The sequence below is a fragment of the Mangrovivirga halotolerans genome (assembly GCF_026241165.1).
Classification (GTDB): Bacteria; Bacteroidota; Bacteroidia; order Cytophagales; family Cyclobacteriaceae; genus Mangrovivirga; species Mangrovivirga halotolerans.
Window position 1 is genome coordinate 26,876 of the sequence record NZ_JAPFQN010000003.1, and the last position, 19,311, is coordinate 46,186.

Annotated in this window: 15 protein-coding genes; 6 read left to right on the forward strand and 9 right to left on the reverse strand. The window is 36.7% G+C overall.

Annotation, left to right across the window (positions count from 1 at the left end; all coding sequences use genetic code 11):
* Positions 1 to 3: 3 nt before the first annotated feature.
* Positions 4 to 1,344, reverse strand: a complete 1,341-nt coding sequence (locus tag OO013_RS03995; protein ID WP_266055376.1) for an ATP-binding protein — start codon at positions 1,342 to 1,344, stop codon at positions 4 to 6.
* Between the two features lie 209 nt (positions 1,345 to 1,553).
* On the opposite strand from OO013_RS03995, the gene OO013_RS04000 reads away from it, so the two are divergent.
* The 6 genes from OO013_RS04000 to OO013_RS04025 all read left to right on the forward strand — a co-directional run bounded on the left by OO013_RS04000 (position 1,554) and on the right by OO013_RS04025 (position 8,284).
* Positions 1,554 to 2,891 carry an eCIS core domain-containing protein gene (locus OO013_RS04000; protein WP_266055377.1) on the forward strand — a complete coding sequence of 446 codons (1,338 nt, stop codon included), beginning with the start codon at positions 1,554 to 1,556 and terminating at the stop codon, positions 2,889 to 2,891.
* A gap of 104 nt (positions 2,892 to 2,995) precedes the next feature.
* Positions 2,996 to 3,442, forward strand: a complete 447-nt coding sequence (locus OO013_RS04005) for a hypothetical protein (RefSeq protein ID WP_266055378.1) — start codon at positions 2,996 to 2,998, stop codon at positions 3,440 to 3,442.
* A gap of 664 nt (positions 3,443 to 4,106) precedes the next feature.
* The gene (locus OO013_RS04010) at positions 4,107 to 4,571 is read left to right on the forward strand and encodes a MaoC family dehydratase (protein ID WP_266055379.1); all 465 of its coding nucleotides are present in this window, start codon (positions 4,107 to 4,109) and stop codon (positions 4,569 to 4,571) included.
* Between the two features lie 654 nt (positions 4,572 to 5,225).
* Entirely contained in the window at positions 5,226 to 6,521 is a 1,296-nt protein-coding gene (locus OO013_RS04015; protein ID WP_439651823.1) for an ammonium transporter, read from the forward strand.
* 118 nt (positions 6,522 to 6,639) lie between these two features.
* Positions 6,640 to 7,689: an outer membrane beta-barrel protein gene (locus OO013_RS04020; protein WP_266055381.1), complete on the forward strand. Its 1,050-nt coding sequence runs from the start codon at positions 6,640 to 6,642 to the stop codon at positions 7,687 to 7,689.
* A gap of 73 nt (positions 7,690 to 7,762) precedes the next feature.
* On the forward strand, positions 7,763 to 8,284 hold the full coding sequence (locus OO013_RS04025) for a hypothetical protein (RefSeq protein ID WP_266055382.1): 522 nt from the start codon (positions 7,763 to 7,765) through the stop codon (positions 8,282 to 8,284).
* Between the two features lie 3 nt (positions 8,285 to 8,287).
* Here OO013_RS04025 and OO013_RS04030 read toward each other — a convergent pair whose 3' ends face one another.
* The 8 genes from OO013_RS04030 to fabG all read right to left on the reverse strand — a co-directional run bounded on the left by OO013_RS04030 (position 8,288) and on the right by fabG (position 19,153).
* Complete coding sequence (locus tag OO013_RS04030; protein WP_266055383.1) at positions 8,288 to 9,166, reverse strand: PPK2 family polyphosphate kinase; 879 nt, start codon at positions 9,164 to 9,166, stop codon at positions 8,288 to 8,290.
* A gap of 128 nt (positions 9,167 to 9,294) precedes the next feature.
* On the reverse strand, positions 9,295 to 11,805 hold the full coding sequence (locus OO013_RS04035) for a TonB-dependent receptor (protein ID WP_266055384.1): 2,511 nt from the start codon (positions 11,803 to 11,805) through the stop codon (positions 9,295 to 9,297).
* A gap of 41 nt (positions 11,806 to 11,846) precedes the next feature.
* A complete protein-coding gene (locus OO013_RS04040) occupies positions 11,847 to 12,725 on the reverse strand; it encodes an alpha/beta fold hydrolase (protein ID WP_266055385.1) in 879 nt (292 codons plus the stop codon).
* Between the two features lie 221 nt (positions 12,726 to 12,946).
* Positions 12,947 to 14,350, reverse strand: a complete 1,404-nt coding sequence (locus OO013_RS04045) for a hypothetical protein (protein ID WP_266055386.1) — start codon at positions 14,348 to 14,350, stop codon at positions 12,947 to 12,949.
* 73 nt (positions 14,351 to 14,423) lie between these two features.
* Complete coding sequence (locus OO013_RS04050; protein WP_266055388.1) at positions 14,424 to 15,917, reverse strand: class I adenylate-forming enzyme family protein; 1,494 nt, start codon at positions 15,915 to 15,917, stop codon at positions 14,424 to 14,426.
* Positions 15,874 to 17,406 carry a sodium/pantothenate symporter gene (locus OO013_RS04055; protein ID WP_266055389.1) on the reverse strand — a complete coding sequence of 511 codons (1,533 nt, stop codon included), beginning with the start codon at positions 17,404 to 17,406 and terminating at the stop codon, positions 15,874 to 15,876. Before OO013_RS04055 ends, OO013_RS04050 begins: the two co-directional genes overlap by 44 nt.
* A 4-nt stretch (positions 17,407 to 17,410) precedes the next feature.
* A complete protein-coding gene (locus tag OO013_RS04060) occupies positions 17,411 to 18,400 on the reverse strand; it encodes a 3-oxoacyl-ACP synthase III family protein (RefSeq protein ID WP_266055390.1) in 990 nt (329 codons plus the stop codon).
* A 12-nt stretch (positions 18,401 to 18,412) separates the two neighbouring features.
* Positions 18,413 to 19,153: a 3-oxoacyl-ACP reductase FabG gene (fabG, locus tag OO013_RS04065; protein WP_266055392.1), complete on the reverse strand. Its 741-nt coding sequence runs from the start codon at positions 19,151 to 19,153 to the stop codon at positions 18,413 to 18,415.
* Positions 19,154 to 19,311 lie beyond the last annotated feature (158 nt).

Here is a 19,311-nt window from a genome sequence, read left to right on the forward strand (position 1 = left end):
CTGTTACCCCGCAATCTTGCCGTTTTTCTGGTACTCGCGAATAATAGCTCGTTCAAGATCACTTAGGTATATTTCATTATTATCTCTTGAGTAAGCTTTTAATGTGCAATATCTGATAATGTTGGTGATGGCACCACCAGCAAGTTCATATTGCTTGGCGATTTTTTTAAAGTCTATTGCTTCATCCATTAAGAAATCTTCAGGAAATGCCTTTTTCCATAATTGATAACGCAATTCAGCATCGGGCATTGGGAATAAAATAGTACTTTGAAATCTTCTTGTGAAAGCCGCATCCATATTATTCTTAAGGTTTGATGCTAAAATTACTAATCCTGGGAAATCTTCTATTCGCTGAAGTAAATACGAAACTTCCTGATTTGCATACCGGTCGTTTGCACTTGAAGTTTGGGTTCTTTTACCAAATAATGAATCGGCCTCATCAAAAAAGAGTGCCCAACGTTTATTTTCAGCCATATCAAATAATTGTTTGAGATTTTTTTCAGTCTCTCCAATCCATTTCGATACTACTAAACTTAAGTCAACCCGATATACAGGAATATCAAATTCATTGCCTATTAATGAGGCAGTCAAGGTTTTGCCAGTGCCGGGAGGTCCATAAAAAAGTGTTCGGTATCCGGGCTTGAGTCTTCGTTTAAGGTCCGAATGGCCCAGTAATTTATTTCCATGTTCCATCCAGATTCTTAGTTCCTCCATGGCTTCAAATGTATCGTAGGGCAGTACCAAATCATCCCATTTCATTTGAGTGGTAATTCTTTTTGCAGGGAAAGAAGAGCTATACTCAGGCACATAAGTTTCACCATTTATAATAGCCAGTAGTTCATCGCTTGGATATAGCTGACCCGACAAACGAGGGGTCCCTGGCTCAGCAGGCAAGATTTGAATGAGGCCATGACGCATTAACTTACTGTCTGGTTCAAGAAACGATCGGATCTCTAACCTGCAAATGGGGTCATTTCCTCCCATTAAGAAGAGAATGGTTTCTCCAGTTGGGTAGCAAAGTTTGTGATCGCCTTTAACAACTCCCCCCAATACTGAGAAAGTATATTCATCGTGACTTTGTAAAATTCGAATGCCTTTAAATGTATCGGGGTAATAATGTGGCAGAATAGTTAAAGCAATAATGAATTGCTCATATTCATTTAAGCCAAATTGAGAAATTAGTTTGGAATTCGAATTTGAGAAAATATCTTCAATGGATTGCTTGTCGATACCCTGATATCTCCAAAATTTTTCCTTATCTGAAGTGTTGTCGATAGAGGAAAAAAAAGACCCAAAAACATTAGAGACAGTGTTATAAACCTTAAAAATCTGATTTAAATCCATTAATGATAGATTCTGGTTTAAAAAATGGTTGAATCTTCAAATTAAATTAATCGAAGTCATATTTTTGAGTTAAAATTTAAAAAGTGTATTTTTTGGCGTTTAATTTTTTCATTCGCACACGAAACTTTTTAATTAGATAATCCATAAGGGGAGGAGTAAATTATCTCAAATGTTTCCGGTGGTGAAATATAAGTTACATTCATTCAACCATGTATCAATCAACTAAAGCAAAAAATGCTAATACAAATAAGGGGAGTGATCCAGTAAAAAGTAAGCTGCCTAATAATATTTGTGCAGCCCTTAAATCCAGAGCTCCTGCACCTGGCTCAAACATGATTCAACGTTCTGTTGATCAGAAGGGGGGACAGGCCCAAAAGAAGAAAACATCCAATGCTCCGGCAAGTGTAAATTTACCAGCAGATGTAAAAGGAAAAATGGAAAATTCCTTTGGAGCAGATTTTTCAGGAGTTAAAATTCATACCAATGATAAGTCAGCAGCTGATATAGGGGCTTTGGCATATACACAGGGAGATAATATACATTTTGCTCCAGGCCAGTATGATCCAGCTAGCTCAAAAGGTCAGGAACTACTGGGGCACGAATTAACTCATGTAGTACAGCAACGTCAGGGCAGGGTAAAACCTGATGCCCAACAGAACAAAGGTGGCTTTAACATTAATGCTGATCAGGCATTGGAAAAAGAAGCTGATGAAATGGGTAAAAGAGTTTCACAAGGAGAAAAAATATCGCCTGATTTATTGACAAGAGCTCAAAGTAATTCCATTCAAGCCAAATCACCTTCAGATAAGGTGAAAGAATTTCAAAGCCAGACCTATTATCAAACCAATTTCACCCCAGCTACAGGTCGCGGTCTTTTTGATGTGGGATTAAATCCACTTAATGGACGTTTGGTGATTCAATTATTTGTGAATTTTAATTTTGTCGATGGAACTGCAGCTGATTTTGCCGGATTATCCGGACAATCGAAGACCTGGACAGATTCTGAAAAAGAATCGTGGAAAGCAAAATTCGTGAAGTTGATTGAAGGCAGATGGGGAGGGAAATATCATTTTATTAATCCTAACCTGCCTGGTATTACTGTCTATACCGATGTAGAGATCGAGGAATCTAATACAAACTGGCACTATCAATTAAATGTAACTAAAATCCCTGAAAACGGATTTAAAGGAAGTAGTATATCACATTATACCGATTCTTCGGGTAATGCCTTAGGTCAGAAGAATAAACATTACGGAACACTCGATTCTGAAGATTTAAAATTTACGGATAAGGGAGCTGCTGAGAAGCAAGTCGGGGCTGTACATGAATTTGGACATATGATTGGGCTGGGAGATGAGTATAATGACGGGAAAAGTGGCATTACACATGCCGCAATGGTTAAGACCGCATTAGGTCAAACTTTAACTGAGGGAAAGAATAATGATATAATGTCAGCAGGCAATTCTATTGAAAAACAGCATTACGTTACTTTTCTGGATGCTCTTCAAAAATTAACTTCTGATAATTCATGGAAATTTAAACCTTGATTTAATCAATGAAACTAATTGTAATATCTATTTTGCTACTGGTGAATATATCTTGCCAAAACGCAAGCAATGAAACAACAAACAGTGAAATAAAATCAAACGACATGGAAACAAAATCAAACACATGTTTTCCAAATGAATTAGAAGGATATATTTCAGATAATACTCTTTTTCTTTACTCTGTTATAGCAAGAGATACAATAGATTATTTAGGCAATAAAATATTTTTAGTGGATAGGGATAATGAATTTAGAAGAATTGAAAACGAAGAAATTCCGGACCAGGGAGAAGTATTTAGTTCAAGTCCTAAAGAAACAAGTATAGAAATTGATTCGAAGAAACTGGAAGAATTTAAAGCCTATCTTTCTGATTTGAGTAGCCGGATAAATAGTAAAGCCTATGAAACGCCCCGAAACATAGATATAGCAGGAGGAGTGAATAAGTATGTTTATTTTAAAGTTGGAGATAAACAGAATTTTAGCTGTTTTGAGCCAGATTCAGATACTTTGGTTAATGAGATTGAAGCACGCTTTAACAAAATCTTTGAGTGAAATTTCAATAACCATTCAATTTATGGGAATGTAAAGTTTACTAATCTATTATGTTAACCTATTCTCTTCAGGAAAGTGATTATTTAAGGTTTTTATTATACCGTGCCTCAGAGTCAAAGTCTGTACTAAACCGTAAAAAGAGAAACCTGATTATGATTATTGTAACCATAATCTGTCTTTCGTTTTTGCTTTATCTAAATAATGATTCAGCTTTGATTTTGTTTTTTTTGGTTTCGTGCATTGTTTTATTATTTACCTATCCATTTTATTTTAAATGGCGTTACAAGAACTTTTATAAATCATATATTGATCAGAATTTTAAAGATAGAATTAATAAGAAAACGTCAATTTGGATTCGAGGGGATGTACTCTTTATTGAATCTGATGAGATCAATCAATCTTTTCCGATAAATAAAATTAGCGAAGTAATAGAAATACAGGATAACTATTTTTTGAACTTATTTTCCGGTGATTATATAATTATCTCCCGCGATAATACGAATGCTTCTGATAGCTTTATAAAAAAGCTAATGCAGGAAATGAATCACAAATATATTTTTAAAGATAAAAGAAAGTGGATTTGGTGAACTGATGATTCTTTCTGACTTTATTTTACCATAAAAGAAGAAAGAACTATCTTGCCGCAGAATTAATTTAAATTGGAATGGCAAAAGTAATTATTGAAAGTTTTAAGGAGTTTGAAGAATACGTAGGGAAGGAGATAGGAGTATCAGAGTATATACAGATTACACAAGATCAGATAAATAAGTTTGCAGATGCAACACTTGATCATCAATGGATACATTTAGATGAAGAGAGGGCCAAAACAGAAAGTCCTTTTAAATCTACTGTAGCTCATGGTTTTTTAACCTTGTCATTAGTTCCACATTTATGGCATCAAATTGCTGACATCAGGAATATCAAAATGCTCGTTAATTACGGAATTGAAAAATTTAGGTTTGGTGCTCCGGTTTTATCAGATGATGAAGTTAGATTAAGAGTAAAGCTTAGAGCCATTACTGATTTACGAGGGATTAGTAAAACGGAAATGGATATCAAGATGGAAATTAAAGATAATCCTAAGCCGGCATTCACAGGCACTTTAGTGTTTTTATATCATTTTAAGTAATAAGAAATCAAATTATATCCAGGGCTAACGAGATTTGTTTTTCGTTAGCCTTTTTTTATGTTGTTTCGGTTTAATTTTCAATCACATTTATGTAAAACTTTATGCGAATTAATTTTTTAGGGCTTTTTTTAAACCGAATTTTTTTCAAAAGATGAATTGCGTTGAATTTTAGGTTAAAATTTTACCCTCTTTTTGCTTTTCTTGCCCAAATTTTATTTGGATATCATAAGAATATTTGAAATATTATAATAATTATATAAAATGTTATACTTTTGTCTCTTGTGATTTTCATTTTGCTACCTGTTTTCTTTAACAATTATTTAATAATAGCCTTTTTTTATTAATATAATTTTATAATTAATGCCCAAAAATATCTTAATTTGAAGTATCTCTAAAAATTTATTGATAATTTTTTAATTCAGAATCATTCTCTACATTTGTTTAATATCGAAATCGATTATTTGGTTATAGATTAAATAAAGCAAATAATCTTTCAGTATTTTTTGAAATTTCCGCGGAAAAAATATTGAAAGTTCATCAACAACAAATCGTTTACCACTAATTAATTAAGCAATGGAGAATTTGAGTTCAAAAGAGTCATTACTTCAGGAAAGTATATCGCAAGATACTATAGAAGTAATGTCTGATAGTGTTATGACAGCAACGACTGAGCCTGTTACTACAGCTGGAACTGATCCGGCTGCAGTTTTTGCATCAGCACAAGATTTAAGTGATGTGTTATTAACAACTAACAACTTGTGGATGATCGTCGCGACCGCCCTGGTCTTTTTGATGCATTTGGGTTTTGCTGGTGTGGAAGCCGGATTTACTCAGTCAAAGAATACAGTGAATATTCTATTTAAGAATACCCTTACGCCGGTAATAGGTATATTGACTTTCGCGTTAATGGGATTTAACCTCATGTATCCAGGTTTTGAGACTCCTGGTTGGTTTGGGTTTTCAGGCTTTTGGATTGAAAGTCCTGCCGGGGGATCTACAGCAGATTATGCAGGAGGAGGATATACTTACTGGACAGACTTTTTGTTTCAGGCAATGTTTGCCGCGACAGCAGCTACAATTGTTTCTGGAGCAGTAGCTGAAAGGATAAAGCTGAGTTCTTATCTTATTTTTACTATTCTATTTGTAGGAATCGTTTATCCTGTAATCGGTTCATGGAAATGGGGTGGTGGTGCTCTTGATGCTTTAGGTTTTTATGATTTTGCTGGTTCAACCCTTGTTCACTCAGTAGGGGGATGGGGTGCTCTTGCAGGAATTCTTGTGTTAGGTCCAAGAATTGGTAAGTATATGAATGGGAAAGTAAATGATTTCCCGGGTTCTTCTGTTCCATTAGCGACTATGGGTGTATTTCTGCTTTGGTTTGGCTGGTTTGGATTTAATGGAGGGTCTGTGCTTTCTGCTGATCCGGGATTGGTTTCTTATGTATTAGTAACTACCAGTCTGGGAGCGTGCGCCGGTGCATTGGGTTCGTTTATAATGGCTCACTTTGTTTTTAAAAGAATGGATTTGGGTATGGTCTTAAACGGTGTTCTTGCCGGGCTTGTAGCGGTTACTGCCGGTGCGGATGTCTTCAGTACTGCAGATGCCGTGATAGCAGGATTTATTGGAGGTTTCCTAGTGGTGTTATCAGCTGTGCTTTTAGATAAATTAAAGCTTGATGACGCTGTGGGTGCGGTTTCAGTACATCTCACTGTAGGGATATGGGGTACCCTGGCTGTAGGAATATTTGGTTCAAATGCTGATGGTGCAATGCCATTTCTTCCTCAGCTAATCGGAGTAGGAGTCTGTGGTGCCGCAGCATTTTCATGTGCTTCTTTAATCTTCCTTGCTTTAAAATATACTATTGGGGTCCGGGTCTCAGAAGAACATGAGAAAGAAGGTCTGGATTCTCACGAACACGGAATTAGAGGTTACACTATAATTCTCGAATAACTACAATTTATAAGAGTAAAAAGACCCGGCAGAGCTGCCACTCTGCCGGGCAATAAAACACGTTGTTCTGCTGCAACAACAGAAAAACAAATGTTCAATTCAAATTACGTCTAAGTCGATGAAAAATGCAACAAAACTAATCTTAACGTTGTTTCTGGTGAATACTGCCATATTTGCCCAGGAAGCAGAAGTAGTTGAAGAAATGAAGTCTGCAGGATTACAAATATCCGGATCTGCCGATATATATTATAAATACGATTTCTCCGGTGAATCAAATATTCCTACAAGTTTTGCCGATGCTCAAAATACGGTCGCAATTGGAATGCTGGATATAGGTCTTTCCCATAGTACCGGAAAAGTTTCTTTTGTAGGTGAGTTTTCTTTTGGTCCAAGAAGCTTTAAGTCAATTCCAACGTTAACTGATGGAGGTGGTACCGAGCGTTATATTAATATTCAAAACCTCTACATGAGTTATGCTCTAACTGATAAGCTAACGCTTACTGGAGGTTATATGGGTACTTTTGTTGGCTATGAGGTTATTTCTCCAGCTGCAAATTTTAATTACAGTACTTCATATTTATTTACCAATGGACCATTTCAAAATGCTGGTTTAAAAGCTGAATATGCATTTTCTGATCAAGTGAGTTTGATGGTGGGTGTGTTCAATGATTGGAATGTTTATGAAGACGGAAATGGTGTTACTGATTTTGGTGCTCAGTTATATCTCGCACCTGTTGAAGGCTGGGATGTTTATCTAAACTATTTGTCTGGTTCTCCTTCAGGATCAGTTCTGGATTTAACTACCGGGTTTCAAATTACGGATGATTTCTACCTCGGAGCGAATGCTGCAACTTATTCAGCTGATGGGGAAGACGCAGGAGGTTATTCCGGTGTAGCTCTATATCCACAATATTCATTTACAGATAAGGTTGCTCTGGGTTATCGAGGAGAATTTTTCTCTGTAAAGGAATATGAAGTTGAAGGAATAACTGTTCCTTCTGAAAGTGTTTACTCAAGTACTTTAACACTTAATTATTATAGTGGGCCGATGACTTTTATTACCGAAGTGAGGCTTGATAATGCCGAAAATGAGTGGTTTGTTGATGGTGATGCTGATCCTTCACAGTCTGCTTCACAATTGCTTTTCGCAGCAGTTTACTCATTTTAATTACAATCTTTATTGCGTGCAGAGATGTGTTAACTCTGCACGCAATTATTTCCCTTTTTAACTATATATTGTTATGCTTTATTTATTGATTTCATCTCTAATGATCTTAAATCCTTTTAAAGAGGTACGAGAATTTAAGGAGAAGGCCTTATCTGATACGGTATACATTAAATCTGAAATTAACTTTGACTTCAATGAGAAGTTTAGTGATTTTAAAAAGGTCAGGAAAAAAGAGTCTGATAATTTTAAATTTCTGGTATCAGATAAAGAAAATGATTATTTCAGTTTTATAGATGGGTACTATCTGAAATCTCAAATATTATTGGGAAAAAAAGTAGTTGGTGCAATCAGGTATCATGTTACTCTTAAAATGATCGATGATAAGATTATTCTTAACTTAGATAACCCAACTTTTCTTCCATATGAAAAAAATCGTTTTGGAAGAATGGAACCTAAATATGGAAGGGAAATGTCATTTTCAAAATTATCAACAAGCAGACTTGATGAGAAAGTCAGGGAGGAGATCATTGCTTCTTTTGAATCATTTTCCACAGAATACCTTGAGAAACTAAAGGTTGCAATCATTTCTGGTTAGTAATTATTCATTTTCAAGTTGGTTTTTGTATTCATTTAGTTTTGATTGAATTTCTTCAGGTAGTTCTGGTTCTTCAATATTTTTATATTCTTTAAGCTCATCAAAAATGATGTCAGCGACAATCAATCTTGCAGCATCCTTGCTGTCTGAAGGGATTACATACCATGGGGCATAGGGTGTAGAGGTGTTATTGATAGCTTCTTCAAAGCAAACTTGATAGTCATCCCATAATTCTCTTTCTTTCAGGTCTCCGGGACTAAATTTCCAGTTCTTATCTTTTTTTTCTATTCTTCTTATCAGACGATTTTTTTGTTCTTTTTTAGATAGGTGAAGAAAGAATTTAAAAATGATGGTGCCATTTTGAAAGATGTGCTTTTCAAAATTATTAATTTGTTCAAATCGCATTTTCCAAAACTCATCCGTGATATCATCAATAGAGTCAATGCCCGGAATGTTTTCACTTAAAATGTATTCAGGATGAACGCGTGTAGCAATCACATTTTCATAATGAGTTCTGTTAAAAACCGAAAACTTTCCTCTAGCCGGTAGAGCCAGATAATGCCGCCATAAATAATCGTGCTTTTTTTCAATTGATGAAGGAGCTTTGAAGCTGTGAACGACCACACCTCTTGAGTTGAAGTCCTTAAATACTTCTCTGATGAGGCTGTCTTTTCCTGCAGTATCAATTCCCTGAAGGCAAATCAGAACAGCATATTTACCATGTGCATACAGCACATCCTGAAACTCGCCCAGCTTTTCTCTTGTCTCCAGAAGTTTTTCTTCCAGTTCGGCTTCATTTGAATCGAGCATATTTAATGTCGGGATATCTTTGAGGCTGATCTTTTTGGTAATCCTGAAGTCTTTACTTTTTATTTTCTTCATATTAAGATGATTTCCCATTTAAGATAAAATAAATATTCGTAATCGTTAGGTGGTTTCTGGCAATAAAAAAAATACCCCGACTAAAACGTCGGGGCATAACCTAATAGAATCCTCTTATTTACCCAGGATTAATTTTTATTCCAATCGAGATTTATTTTTAGCTCGGCATTTATAAGTCTTCCAATCATTGGTGAACCTACAAACTCTCTTTGCTCTGTATCAAATAAATTGGTTACTGATGCACCAACATGGAATACATCACTTAATTTATATCCTGCTGAAAGATCTACGGTAGTAAACCCGCCCAGAGGACCATAGTTATATAGTGTTCCCGGAACTCGAGTTCCAGCTCCTTCTGCTGTAGCGATCTGCTGTCCTGATCTGAAGTCATATTCAGGAACAATTCGAACATTTATTGACGCTGAGAATTTATTATCGAATAGGTTCGCAGCTGTAAAATTGAAGTTCGCTCTGTGGTTTGGTGCATTTAAAGTTCTTAGTGACTCTCTCGTTTCAGGAGACAAATTTTCCAAAGCTGGATCATCTTCAAATTTATCTTCATCAGTTATGTCTGAATCGAAGAACATATATTTGGCGCCAAAGCTAAATTTATTATTAATGAAATAAGTTAAACCTATATCAGAGCCATAGGAGCTTACTTCACCATAATTCAGGTAAGTGATGTGCAAGTTTCCATATTCTTCAGGGATTTCTGTATCGCCTTTTTTAATAATTTGCTCACCTGTTATTGTAAGTTCTGCAGGGTTTACCTGGAAAAGAGAAACTGCAGGGCTCAGGAAGTCGCGGCTTTTTGAGTACCACGAAGTGAAATCAACTGCAAGTTTTTCAGCTAACATTCCTTTATATCCAAACTCAAATGTATTTACCTTTTCAGGTTGTAAGGGATCAATGGTTCTGGTATCACCATAAGTTATTGATCCGTCGATTAAGCTTTGAGTGAATTCACGTGTAGTAAGTCCTTCTCCACTACCGATTATTGCTCCTCCTGCAAATGGAAACAAGAACTCCATGAACTGGATTGAAGGCGCAGCATATGCACGGCTATAAGTTAATCGGAAATTACCTTTTCCGGCTTTTGCAGTCATAGCCAATCTTGGACTAAACTGAATATCGTAGTAATCGTGTTTGTCCATTCGAGCAGCACCAACGAATTTGAAAATTTCTCCGATTGGTTTCTCTACCTGAAGTACGGCTCCAAACTGATTAATTTTGATTGGTCCGTTAACATCGTAAAGGTAAGTTCCTTCACTATCAGCGATGTCTCTCTGGAAGTTTGCTCCAACTACATAATAAAGGTCTTCGCCGATGGTGTTGTTATATTGAACTTCAGCATTGAATCTTTGACTTTTATCAATGAAGCCAGGGAATCCTATACCACCTTCCTCAGCAGGCAGGAGGGATTTTCTTTTAGCATCTGCTTCACTTTCGCCCATAGCTAGTAATGCATGGTAATTATTAGTTCTGCCATTTATTTGATAAGTATATCCTGCGTCATTCCAGGTGTTATATACTGTTGCATACCAATGGTCAGATACCAGTCGTGCATTTAGATATTGGAAGGTCCAGCCATCGATCTGGTTTCTTCCAAGGTTTGTTACGCCGATATTTGATCCTTGTCCGTAGCCATAGTCTAAAATTATATCTGTTGAATTATTCAATTCATAATATAAAGCTGCGTTGGTTCGGATGATTTCAAAATCAAAATCCGGATCAAGTTCAGGTTGTGCCCCTGCAGATGGGGTGTAGACAGTATCAACGAACTCAAAGTCTTCACCTTTGGTATATTCAAAGTTCACTTTAAATGAAAGCGGACTATTGTCGATTACCTGAGCGTGTCGGCCTCTGAACGAAAGCTGACTTTGATTTCCTGCTCCCAATACAATTGTAGTTCCTTCTGATGATCGTGGATCTTTGGTGATCGTATTTATAACACCAGCATGTGCATTAGGTCCGTATAGTGCAGAAGCTGGTCCGACTACAACCTCTACTCTTTCAATGTCTTCTTTAATGATTGTGTTATAAATGCCTGCTGGGAGTCCGGTTCCACCCGGTAGCATTCCATTTCTTCCGTCGTTTAATTGCAGCATTCTTACGTTAAAAGCAGAGTTGAAGCCTCTGGCGTTGATACCCACGCCGATCACACCTGATCTTACAGCTTCTACACCCTGAACTTTGTTTAGAAATTCGCCAATATTATAGGTTGGCATTAGATCAAGGTCTTCGGAATCAATTACAGAAATTGATGCCGGAGCTTCAGTGATTTTTTCCGGTTTTCTTGTTACGGAAACAACTACTTCATCCATTTCCTGAATAGATGGATTCATAGTTATTGTTCCAAGGTCAACATCAGATCCACCAGGCACAGTTTTAGTGATTGTTTCAAATCCAATGAAAGTAAACATTAAGGTAACGCTATCATCGTTCTCTATTTTAATAGAAAAGGTGCCATTGGGTTCTGTGATTACCCCGGTACGGGTGTCTTCAATAAATACATTGACTCCGGCCATTCCCTGATCATTATCAGCATCCACTACTTTTCCGCTGACGGTATATTGAGCAAGAACTGGCTCGATGCCCGCTATTAAGAGCAGGCAGATTATTAGTAATTTGTTTTTCATGGTTATAAGGGTTGGGTTTTTCGGTTCTACATTTATTTTTTTTAGTTTATAAAATTCATGATAAGCTTGTTGGTTTTTTCAGCTTGTTCGAAATGAACGAAGTGGCCGGCGTTTTCAATTAATTCGGTTTGTGATTGTGGTATTTTTTCATCCGCTATTTGAGCAATATCTGCGGTGCTCATTTTCGGGTGAATGAATTTATTTGGTATTAGTTTGTCTTGTTTTCCATATAGTATTAATACAGGGGTTTTAAGCTCTCCTAACCGTTCAAATACGGGTTCGTTAACCATGCCTCTTATACCTTGCGTGATCGTGTAACAATAATTCATAAAGTCTGGAGATTCTTTTATCATCATTCGATCGTTATACATGAATTCGGCATCATCAGGCATTTTATGAAAGTTGGCTTCCAGATTGATTCTGTATTGTTCGTCGCTTACTGATGCTGTTTGTTCCGGAGTAATTGCTCTGAACATAGCTTTCTGTGGCTCGTTAAAAGTTTCAATACCAGCAGGTGCAGATAAAATAAGTGATTTTATTCTGTCTGGATTTTCCAATGCCATATGGATTGCGATTTGTGCACCCATTGAATGACCTGCAATGTGAAAGTTTTTGATACGTAAAGAATCCATCAAAGCAAAAAGATGTTTTTTATGAAAACTCATGTTCGCTTCAAATTTCCCTTTAGAAGATTTGCCATATCCGGGGAGGTCAACAACAATGCAACGAAAATTCTTTTTAAGTTCTGATACGTTCTTTTTCCAGGCTGGTGCATAACTGCCCATGCCGTGAATAAATAATATCGGATCTCCTTTTCCAATGTCAGCAAATGCAATTTTTATATCGTTCACTACCTCCTGTTCATTCATTGGGTAGGGGTATTGTAATTCCATAAATGCATCTTGCGCCTTTGTGTTCATTGGATTAAGAATTATCAAATAGGTTACCGATAGTATTTTTATGAATTGTCTCAATGTCCTTTTAAAAATTTTATATTTAATCGTTTTACTAATGTAATAGTGTGTGGTCTTTAGTAAATGCCAATAAAAATTCTATAAGGGTTGACTTTTGTGTTTTAAAACTTCAAAAAATAGTTTTAAAAAGCTATTGGAGTATTTATTCTTTTAAAATGTTGGCTCGACTATTTTATTTTAGCCTCGGGGATTTTTTTTCTGATTTCCGTTTTTAGCTCTTCGATTATTTGTTTTTGTTTTTCCGGATGTTCGCTTCCATTCAAAATAAATTCCAGAGAATGGTTTAGTTCATTGATTTCAGTTATTTCAGATTTATACCTTGCAGCTTCGTAATACCATTGGATAGTTGGTAATGATTTTATTCTCTTCAAATATTTTCTTTCTTTTTCAATGAGATTTAATTTTTGAGCGTATTGAATTATTTTTTTGTAATCACCCTTTAAAAAAAGTGACCTGAAAAAGACACTGAAAAACAAATGCCAGCGATGTCTTAAAATCTCATTTTTGTTAGCCATGAGAAATATCTCTGCATGTTGAGCTGCTTCTTTATATTGTCCGTTTTGTGTAAGTGCTGTAATATATTGAGCGGTAAAGCTTGTTTTATGATGAAAGTTTGAGGTCGTTTTTACATCAGGAAATACATCCTGCATTAATTTCAGAGCATCATTTAATGTTCCTTTTTTCAAGAGTACAGCACAAAGATTATTAACATAATGAAGGTAGTCGCTGTTTTTCTCACTGATCGAAAGCCATCCGTATTTTTCAGCGAGGTCTAACCGGTTTGCCTTTGAGTGATACAATAATCTGTTTCCGTAATAATTGATTAGAATTCGTCGGCTGTAAAATTTGCCTGAGGCTAGAACAGGGTCGATCTCTTCGAATAAGGCCTCCATTTTATCCTGAAGGTTATAATTAAAGTATAAAAATATTAGTCTGACCAATGCGTAATACCTGTTCATTCCATCCATTAACGGATCGCGGAATATAGTCAACAGCCAGCTCTCCCATTGTCGCGATTCGATATCATTATAGGTATACTGTTGAATAATATCATTTGTCGCTTTTTGTATTCTCATATAGACCATGCGGCAGTGGTCGTATTGAGATTTATATTTGTTAATAAAGTCTTCTATAATATGGTATTCCTTGTGCCGCATTCTTACCAGCAGGAAGTTTAGAAAGTGCAACCCCAACTCATACCGTTTCATGAAATAATATTCATCTTGCTCGGTATTATTTATTAGTCTTAGAAGTTGTTTTTCCTGATGCTGAGATAAGTTGTCATTCATCAGATTATTTTCGAGCTCGATAAGGAGACTAAATTCAGCATCCACATCTGCTGAGCGCAGTTTTTCCTGCATCCAGCGCATGATTCTCGAAAACTTTCTTTTGTCAATATGAGTGCTGAAAATATTATTATCAGCATTCTTATTTACAAATTCATTAGTTTGATTTAGTATAGTAAGATTATCAGGGTCTTCAAATTGCTGAACATCTAATAGATATTTTATTTCATGGGGAAGTAATCCCGATGCAAAATCGATGAACTTTTTTAATTTCTGCTTCTTCATTTGACTCCCGCTCAGATTGCTCTTGGCTTAAAATAACACAATTCAAAAGTTAAATGGAAAGAGATTAAAATAATTATTCATAAATGGATAATTGTTTTCTATCTATTTTCCCGGTGTCATTTTTTGGCAATTCGTGGAGGAAAATAAAGAACTTTGGTACTTTGAATTTAGCAAGTCCATCCTTGCAAAATGCATTTATTTCTTCTTCGGATAAGTTGCAGTTCTCCCTGACTACAATATAAGCTTTACCTACCTCACCCCATTTTTTGTCAGGAACTCCAATTACGGCTGCTTCGCTAACCAGGTCGTGTTCAAGAATTCTTCTTTCTACTTCTGCTGGGTATACGTTCTCACCACCTGAAATGAACATATTCTTAATTCTATCAACCACATATAGATAACCATCTGTATCGCTTTTAAGAATATCACCAGTTTTGAACCACTCTTCTGAAAAAGCTTTGCGAGTAGCCTCCTTGTTTCTCCAGTATCCGGGTGTGACTACAGGGCCACTGATCCATAACTCACCACTTTCATCAGGCAGTGCATCTGTTCCATCTTCTTTGACGAGTCTTGTTTTCACATAAAAATTAGGAAAACCAATACTTCCTCTCTTTCTAATGGCATCTTCAGCTTCAAGTGAAGTAATGTTAGGTCCGGCTTCAGTTAGTCCGTACCCCTGCCTAATCGGGACACCACATTCAGCCCATTTTTCGATTGTATTAACTGGTAAAGCTTCACCACCGACGATCATATATCTTAATTTGGAAAAATCAATAGAAGTAAAATTGTTCTCTTCCATCATCATTTTGACCATGGTCGGTACAGCCATAAAAATGGATATTTTTTCACTTTCTAATAATTGTAATGTCCTGCCAGAGTCAAATTTGGGCATCAATATTATGGTGCCCCCGAAATGTAATACCGGGGTGGTAAGAACATTCCAGCCACCGGTATGGAATGGCGGCATTACCATAAGAGTTGTGTCATCGCTGGTAAGTCTAAGCCTGATTGCCGTATTGAGACTGTTCCAGAGCATCATGCCGTGGGTATAAATTGCACCTTTTGGAAATCCGGTGGTTCCGGAAGTATATAGGATCAAACAAGGATGATCACTTTCTACAGGTATGTTTTTAAAGACTTGTAGTGTGTTTTTGCTTTTTTCTACCCGTGACTTTAGTTCACTCCATTTAATCGCGCCTGACTGAAAACTATTATTGACATCTTTAAGAAGATCTGAAAATTGTTCTTCATAAATAATCAATGAAGGGTCTGAGTTTTTAACCAGGTAAGCTATTTCAGCGGCTGATAGTCTGTAGTTAACAGGAACCAAAATTATGCCGGTTTTTTGCGCAACGCTAAATAAAGAAATGTATTCAGGATTGAAGCTTGATAATATTAATATGCGGTCGCCTTTCCTGATGTTTAATTCATCAATAAAATAATTCGAAAGTTCACAGGCAGAATTATTGATTTCTTCATAGGTATAAGAAATACTTCCATCTGCGACTTTAACAGCAGTCTTTTCAGGCTGATACCCGCTCCATTTTTGAAACCAGTCTGTTGTCATGTTCCTTTTTTCTGTAAATGATGAAAAATAGTCCACCTGTTATGACAGATGATAAAATTGCTATCGCAGACGGAATAGCCGGATTTTTTACCGGAGCATCCATATAGGGCGTAAGTTCAAGATAATAAATAGTGAAGTGCACAACTACAGCTGTAATTGCTGCTGTAACAGGTGCGACCTTTGGGACATTCCTGAAGAACATTCCGAATATCACTGGCACAAACGCTGCTGAAAAATAAGCGTAAACTCCATTTTGAGCAAAAATTGCAACACTTAAATCCGGATCAATAAGTTGACGATAGCTAAAAAAGAATGATAAAATAGCCAGGACTATAATAACTGCTTTATTTATTCTGATACTCTGCCTATCAGAAAAGTTCTTTTTACCTGGGGTTTTAGCTTTTATACCTCCAATTAGGTCTGCAGTTATTGTTGTCGATAGCGCCTGGATCAGACCTTCTAATGTAGACATTCCCGCTGAGATCAAACCGAAAATAAGAAGTAAAACGATGTATTTTGGAAATTGACTAATTACGTAGGTAGACACTAACGAATCAGGCGCGATTGCTTCACCTTGATAGGTCATGTCTGGAAATGTGATTCGTGCATATAATCCAACAACGATAACCAGGAAGAATATGGTCTGAACAATGGTTCCGGCAACCAGGTACTTATTTACTTCCTTGTCACTTTTCAGTAATAGTGATTTTGTCAGAATATGAGGCTGACAGATGACTGCTATGCCGACCATTATCTGGCAAAAAATGATTTCGAAATAATCTCTGAAGAGATAGCTTTCGGGGTTTAAAGGTTTCGCTAATATTGGATTAATGTCTTCTAGTCTGCCAAGAAAACCATCTATCCCACCACCAAAGTATTCAAAGCCGGAAGAAATTAATATTACAGCAACGATCAACATGGAAAAAGCCTGCAGAGTATTGGTATATACCATAGCATTTGCTCCACCGATCATCATATAACTGAAAACGACGATCACAACCCCGGCAAGAACCCAAACAGGGTCAGTATTGAGTGCTGCTGACAGTACCTGGGTAATTCCAACACAGATAAGCACTATAAATGTGATGAGCAACAGTGATAAGAAAGCAAAAAACAAGTTAAAATTTTCGCTTTTATATCGTTTGCCAATCCATTGAGCCAGACTAATTGCTGAAACTTTAGCGCCGAATTTTCTGAATTTTTTTGAAAGTATGATTAAAGATATGATAGCAGCGGCAGGTAGCACCAGCCCGTAAGAGATGAAACCGCTGATGCCATATTTACCGATCAACCCGGGGTTAATTATGAAAGTTGCAGCGCTAGTTGTTGAAGCTGCCAGTGAAAGTCCGACGAATGCCGGGGAGAATCTAAGGTTACCTAGTGCATAATCATTTATATTTTGAGTTTTTCCGGAGCCCTTAAAAATGAGAAAAGCTACGAAAAGACCATACCCAATCAATAATAATATGGTTAATGATGAAATTTCCATGCTTTTAGAGTTTAAATGCAGCCGCTGCGAATGCTAATCCACCACCGGAGCCGATAAAAAATACGATATCACCTTTTGACACTTTTCCTTCTTTGACAGCTTCATCAAGAGCCATTGGAATTGCAGCAGAACCGGTATAGCCATATCGATCCATGATGTAGTGAGCTTTGTCATGTGGCAGCCCCAGGTTGTCCAGCATTTGATGGATGCTGCTTATATTGATCTGAGTCATGAAGAACATTTTCACATCTTCAGGACTGAGATCGTTCTCTTTCATTAATCGTTGAGCCATTTCTGTCCAGTTGGTTGGATTAAGCTCTTTGGGAAACTTTTTGACGAACTGGAGTTGGTGAGTTCTGTCAGTCAGTACATCAGTGGTAACCGGTTGTTTAGCGCCTCCGGAATAGATACCCATCCAGTCATGATACTCACCGCAAGTGAACTGATGTGCACTCATGAAGCCCCTGTCGGGTTCTTCTGTAGATTTTAGGATTACGGCACCCGCGCCATCAGCAAATAAGGTGACCGTTTTTTTGTCTTCCTTATTCAGGTGCTTACTCATTGCGTAAGCTCCAATTACAAGAATATTTTTGTATTGATCATCAGCTTTAATGTATTTTGAAGCTGTATCGAGTGCAGTGACAAATCCTGCACAAGCCGTGTTGAGATCAAAAGTTCCGGCTCTTTTAGCTCCGATTCTGTGCTGGACAACTGAAGCTGTTGATGGTGAAATAAATTCCGGAGTATCGGTAGATACAATAATCATATCCAGATCTTCGGCATTCAGGTCTGCTGCCTTTAATGCTTCAATTGCTGCATTTTCACATAGATCAGCAGTGGATTCATCTTCTTTACACCAATGTCTTTCACGAATAGTTAAGTTTTCGACTAGCCAGGTATCCACATCTTCACCCAGCTGTTCGTTAAAGTGCTTATTTGTAAGAGTAAGCTCAGGAACATATGATCCTGTGCCTGCAATAATGGCGTTTCTCATGGTTAGTTCAGTTTAAAGGGTTACAGCTCCATCGACACTGATTGTCGTTCCACTGATAAAAGAAGCTTCATCTGAGGATAGAAAAGCATATACATTGGCGATTTCTTCGGGTTTGCCAAATCGTCCCAGTGGAGTTTTGCCATTGATCATATCGATCACTTTCTGAGGGATCGTCTCGATCATTTCAGTGGCAATAAAACCAGGAGCAACTGCATTTACTGTAATTCCTTTTCTTCCAAGTTCTTTAGCCCATGTTTTGGTCATGCCGATTACTCCAGCCTTAGTAGCCACGTAATTAGTCTGACCAAAATTTCCATATAGCCCAACAACTGATGAAGCATTGATAATTCTACCTGACCCTTGTTCGATCATGTATTTGCTTACTGCTTTAGTGCAATAGAAAACACCACTAAGATTAACGTCAATTACATTTTGCCACTGTTCTTCAGTTATTTTCGCCAGGGTTGCATCCTTAGTGATCCCGGCATTATTAACCAGGATATCTATTTTACCAAAATCCTGATATACAGCTTCAGCAGCATTCTCAACAGCTTTTAAATCTGTTGTGTCAACTTTATAGAATTTGATTTTTGTATCGCCACCAGAGAAATCTGAAACAGCCTTATTTCCTTTTTCTTCCTGAACATCCCAGATTGCTACATCGGCGCCTTCATTGATGAACTTTTCAACGGTGGCATATCCTATACCTGATGCACCTCCGGTAATGATTGCTACTTTATTTTTTAATTTCATGTTTTTATTCGGTTAGATCTCAAATATGGATTGTAGTGTATTTTTTATCTAACTTTTAATGAAATTGAAAGGGTTGACTTTTGTGGTATTGTTTGGCTGAATTTAATTTTTATGTATTTAAAATTGAATTTTAGTAGGTTGACTATTGAAGATAATAA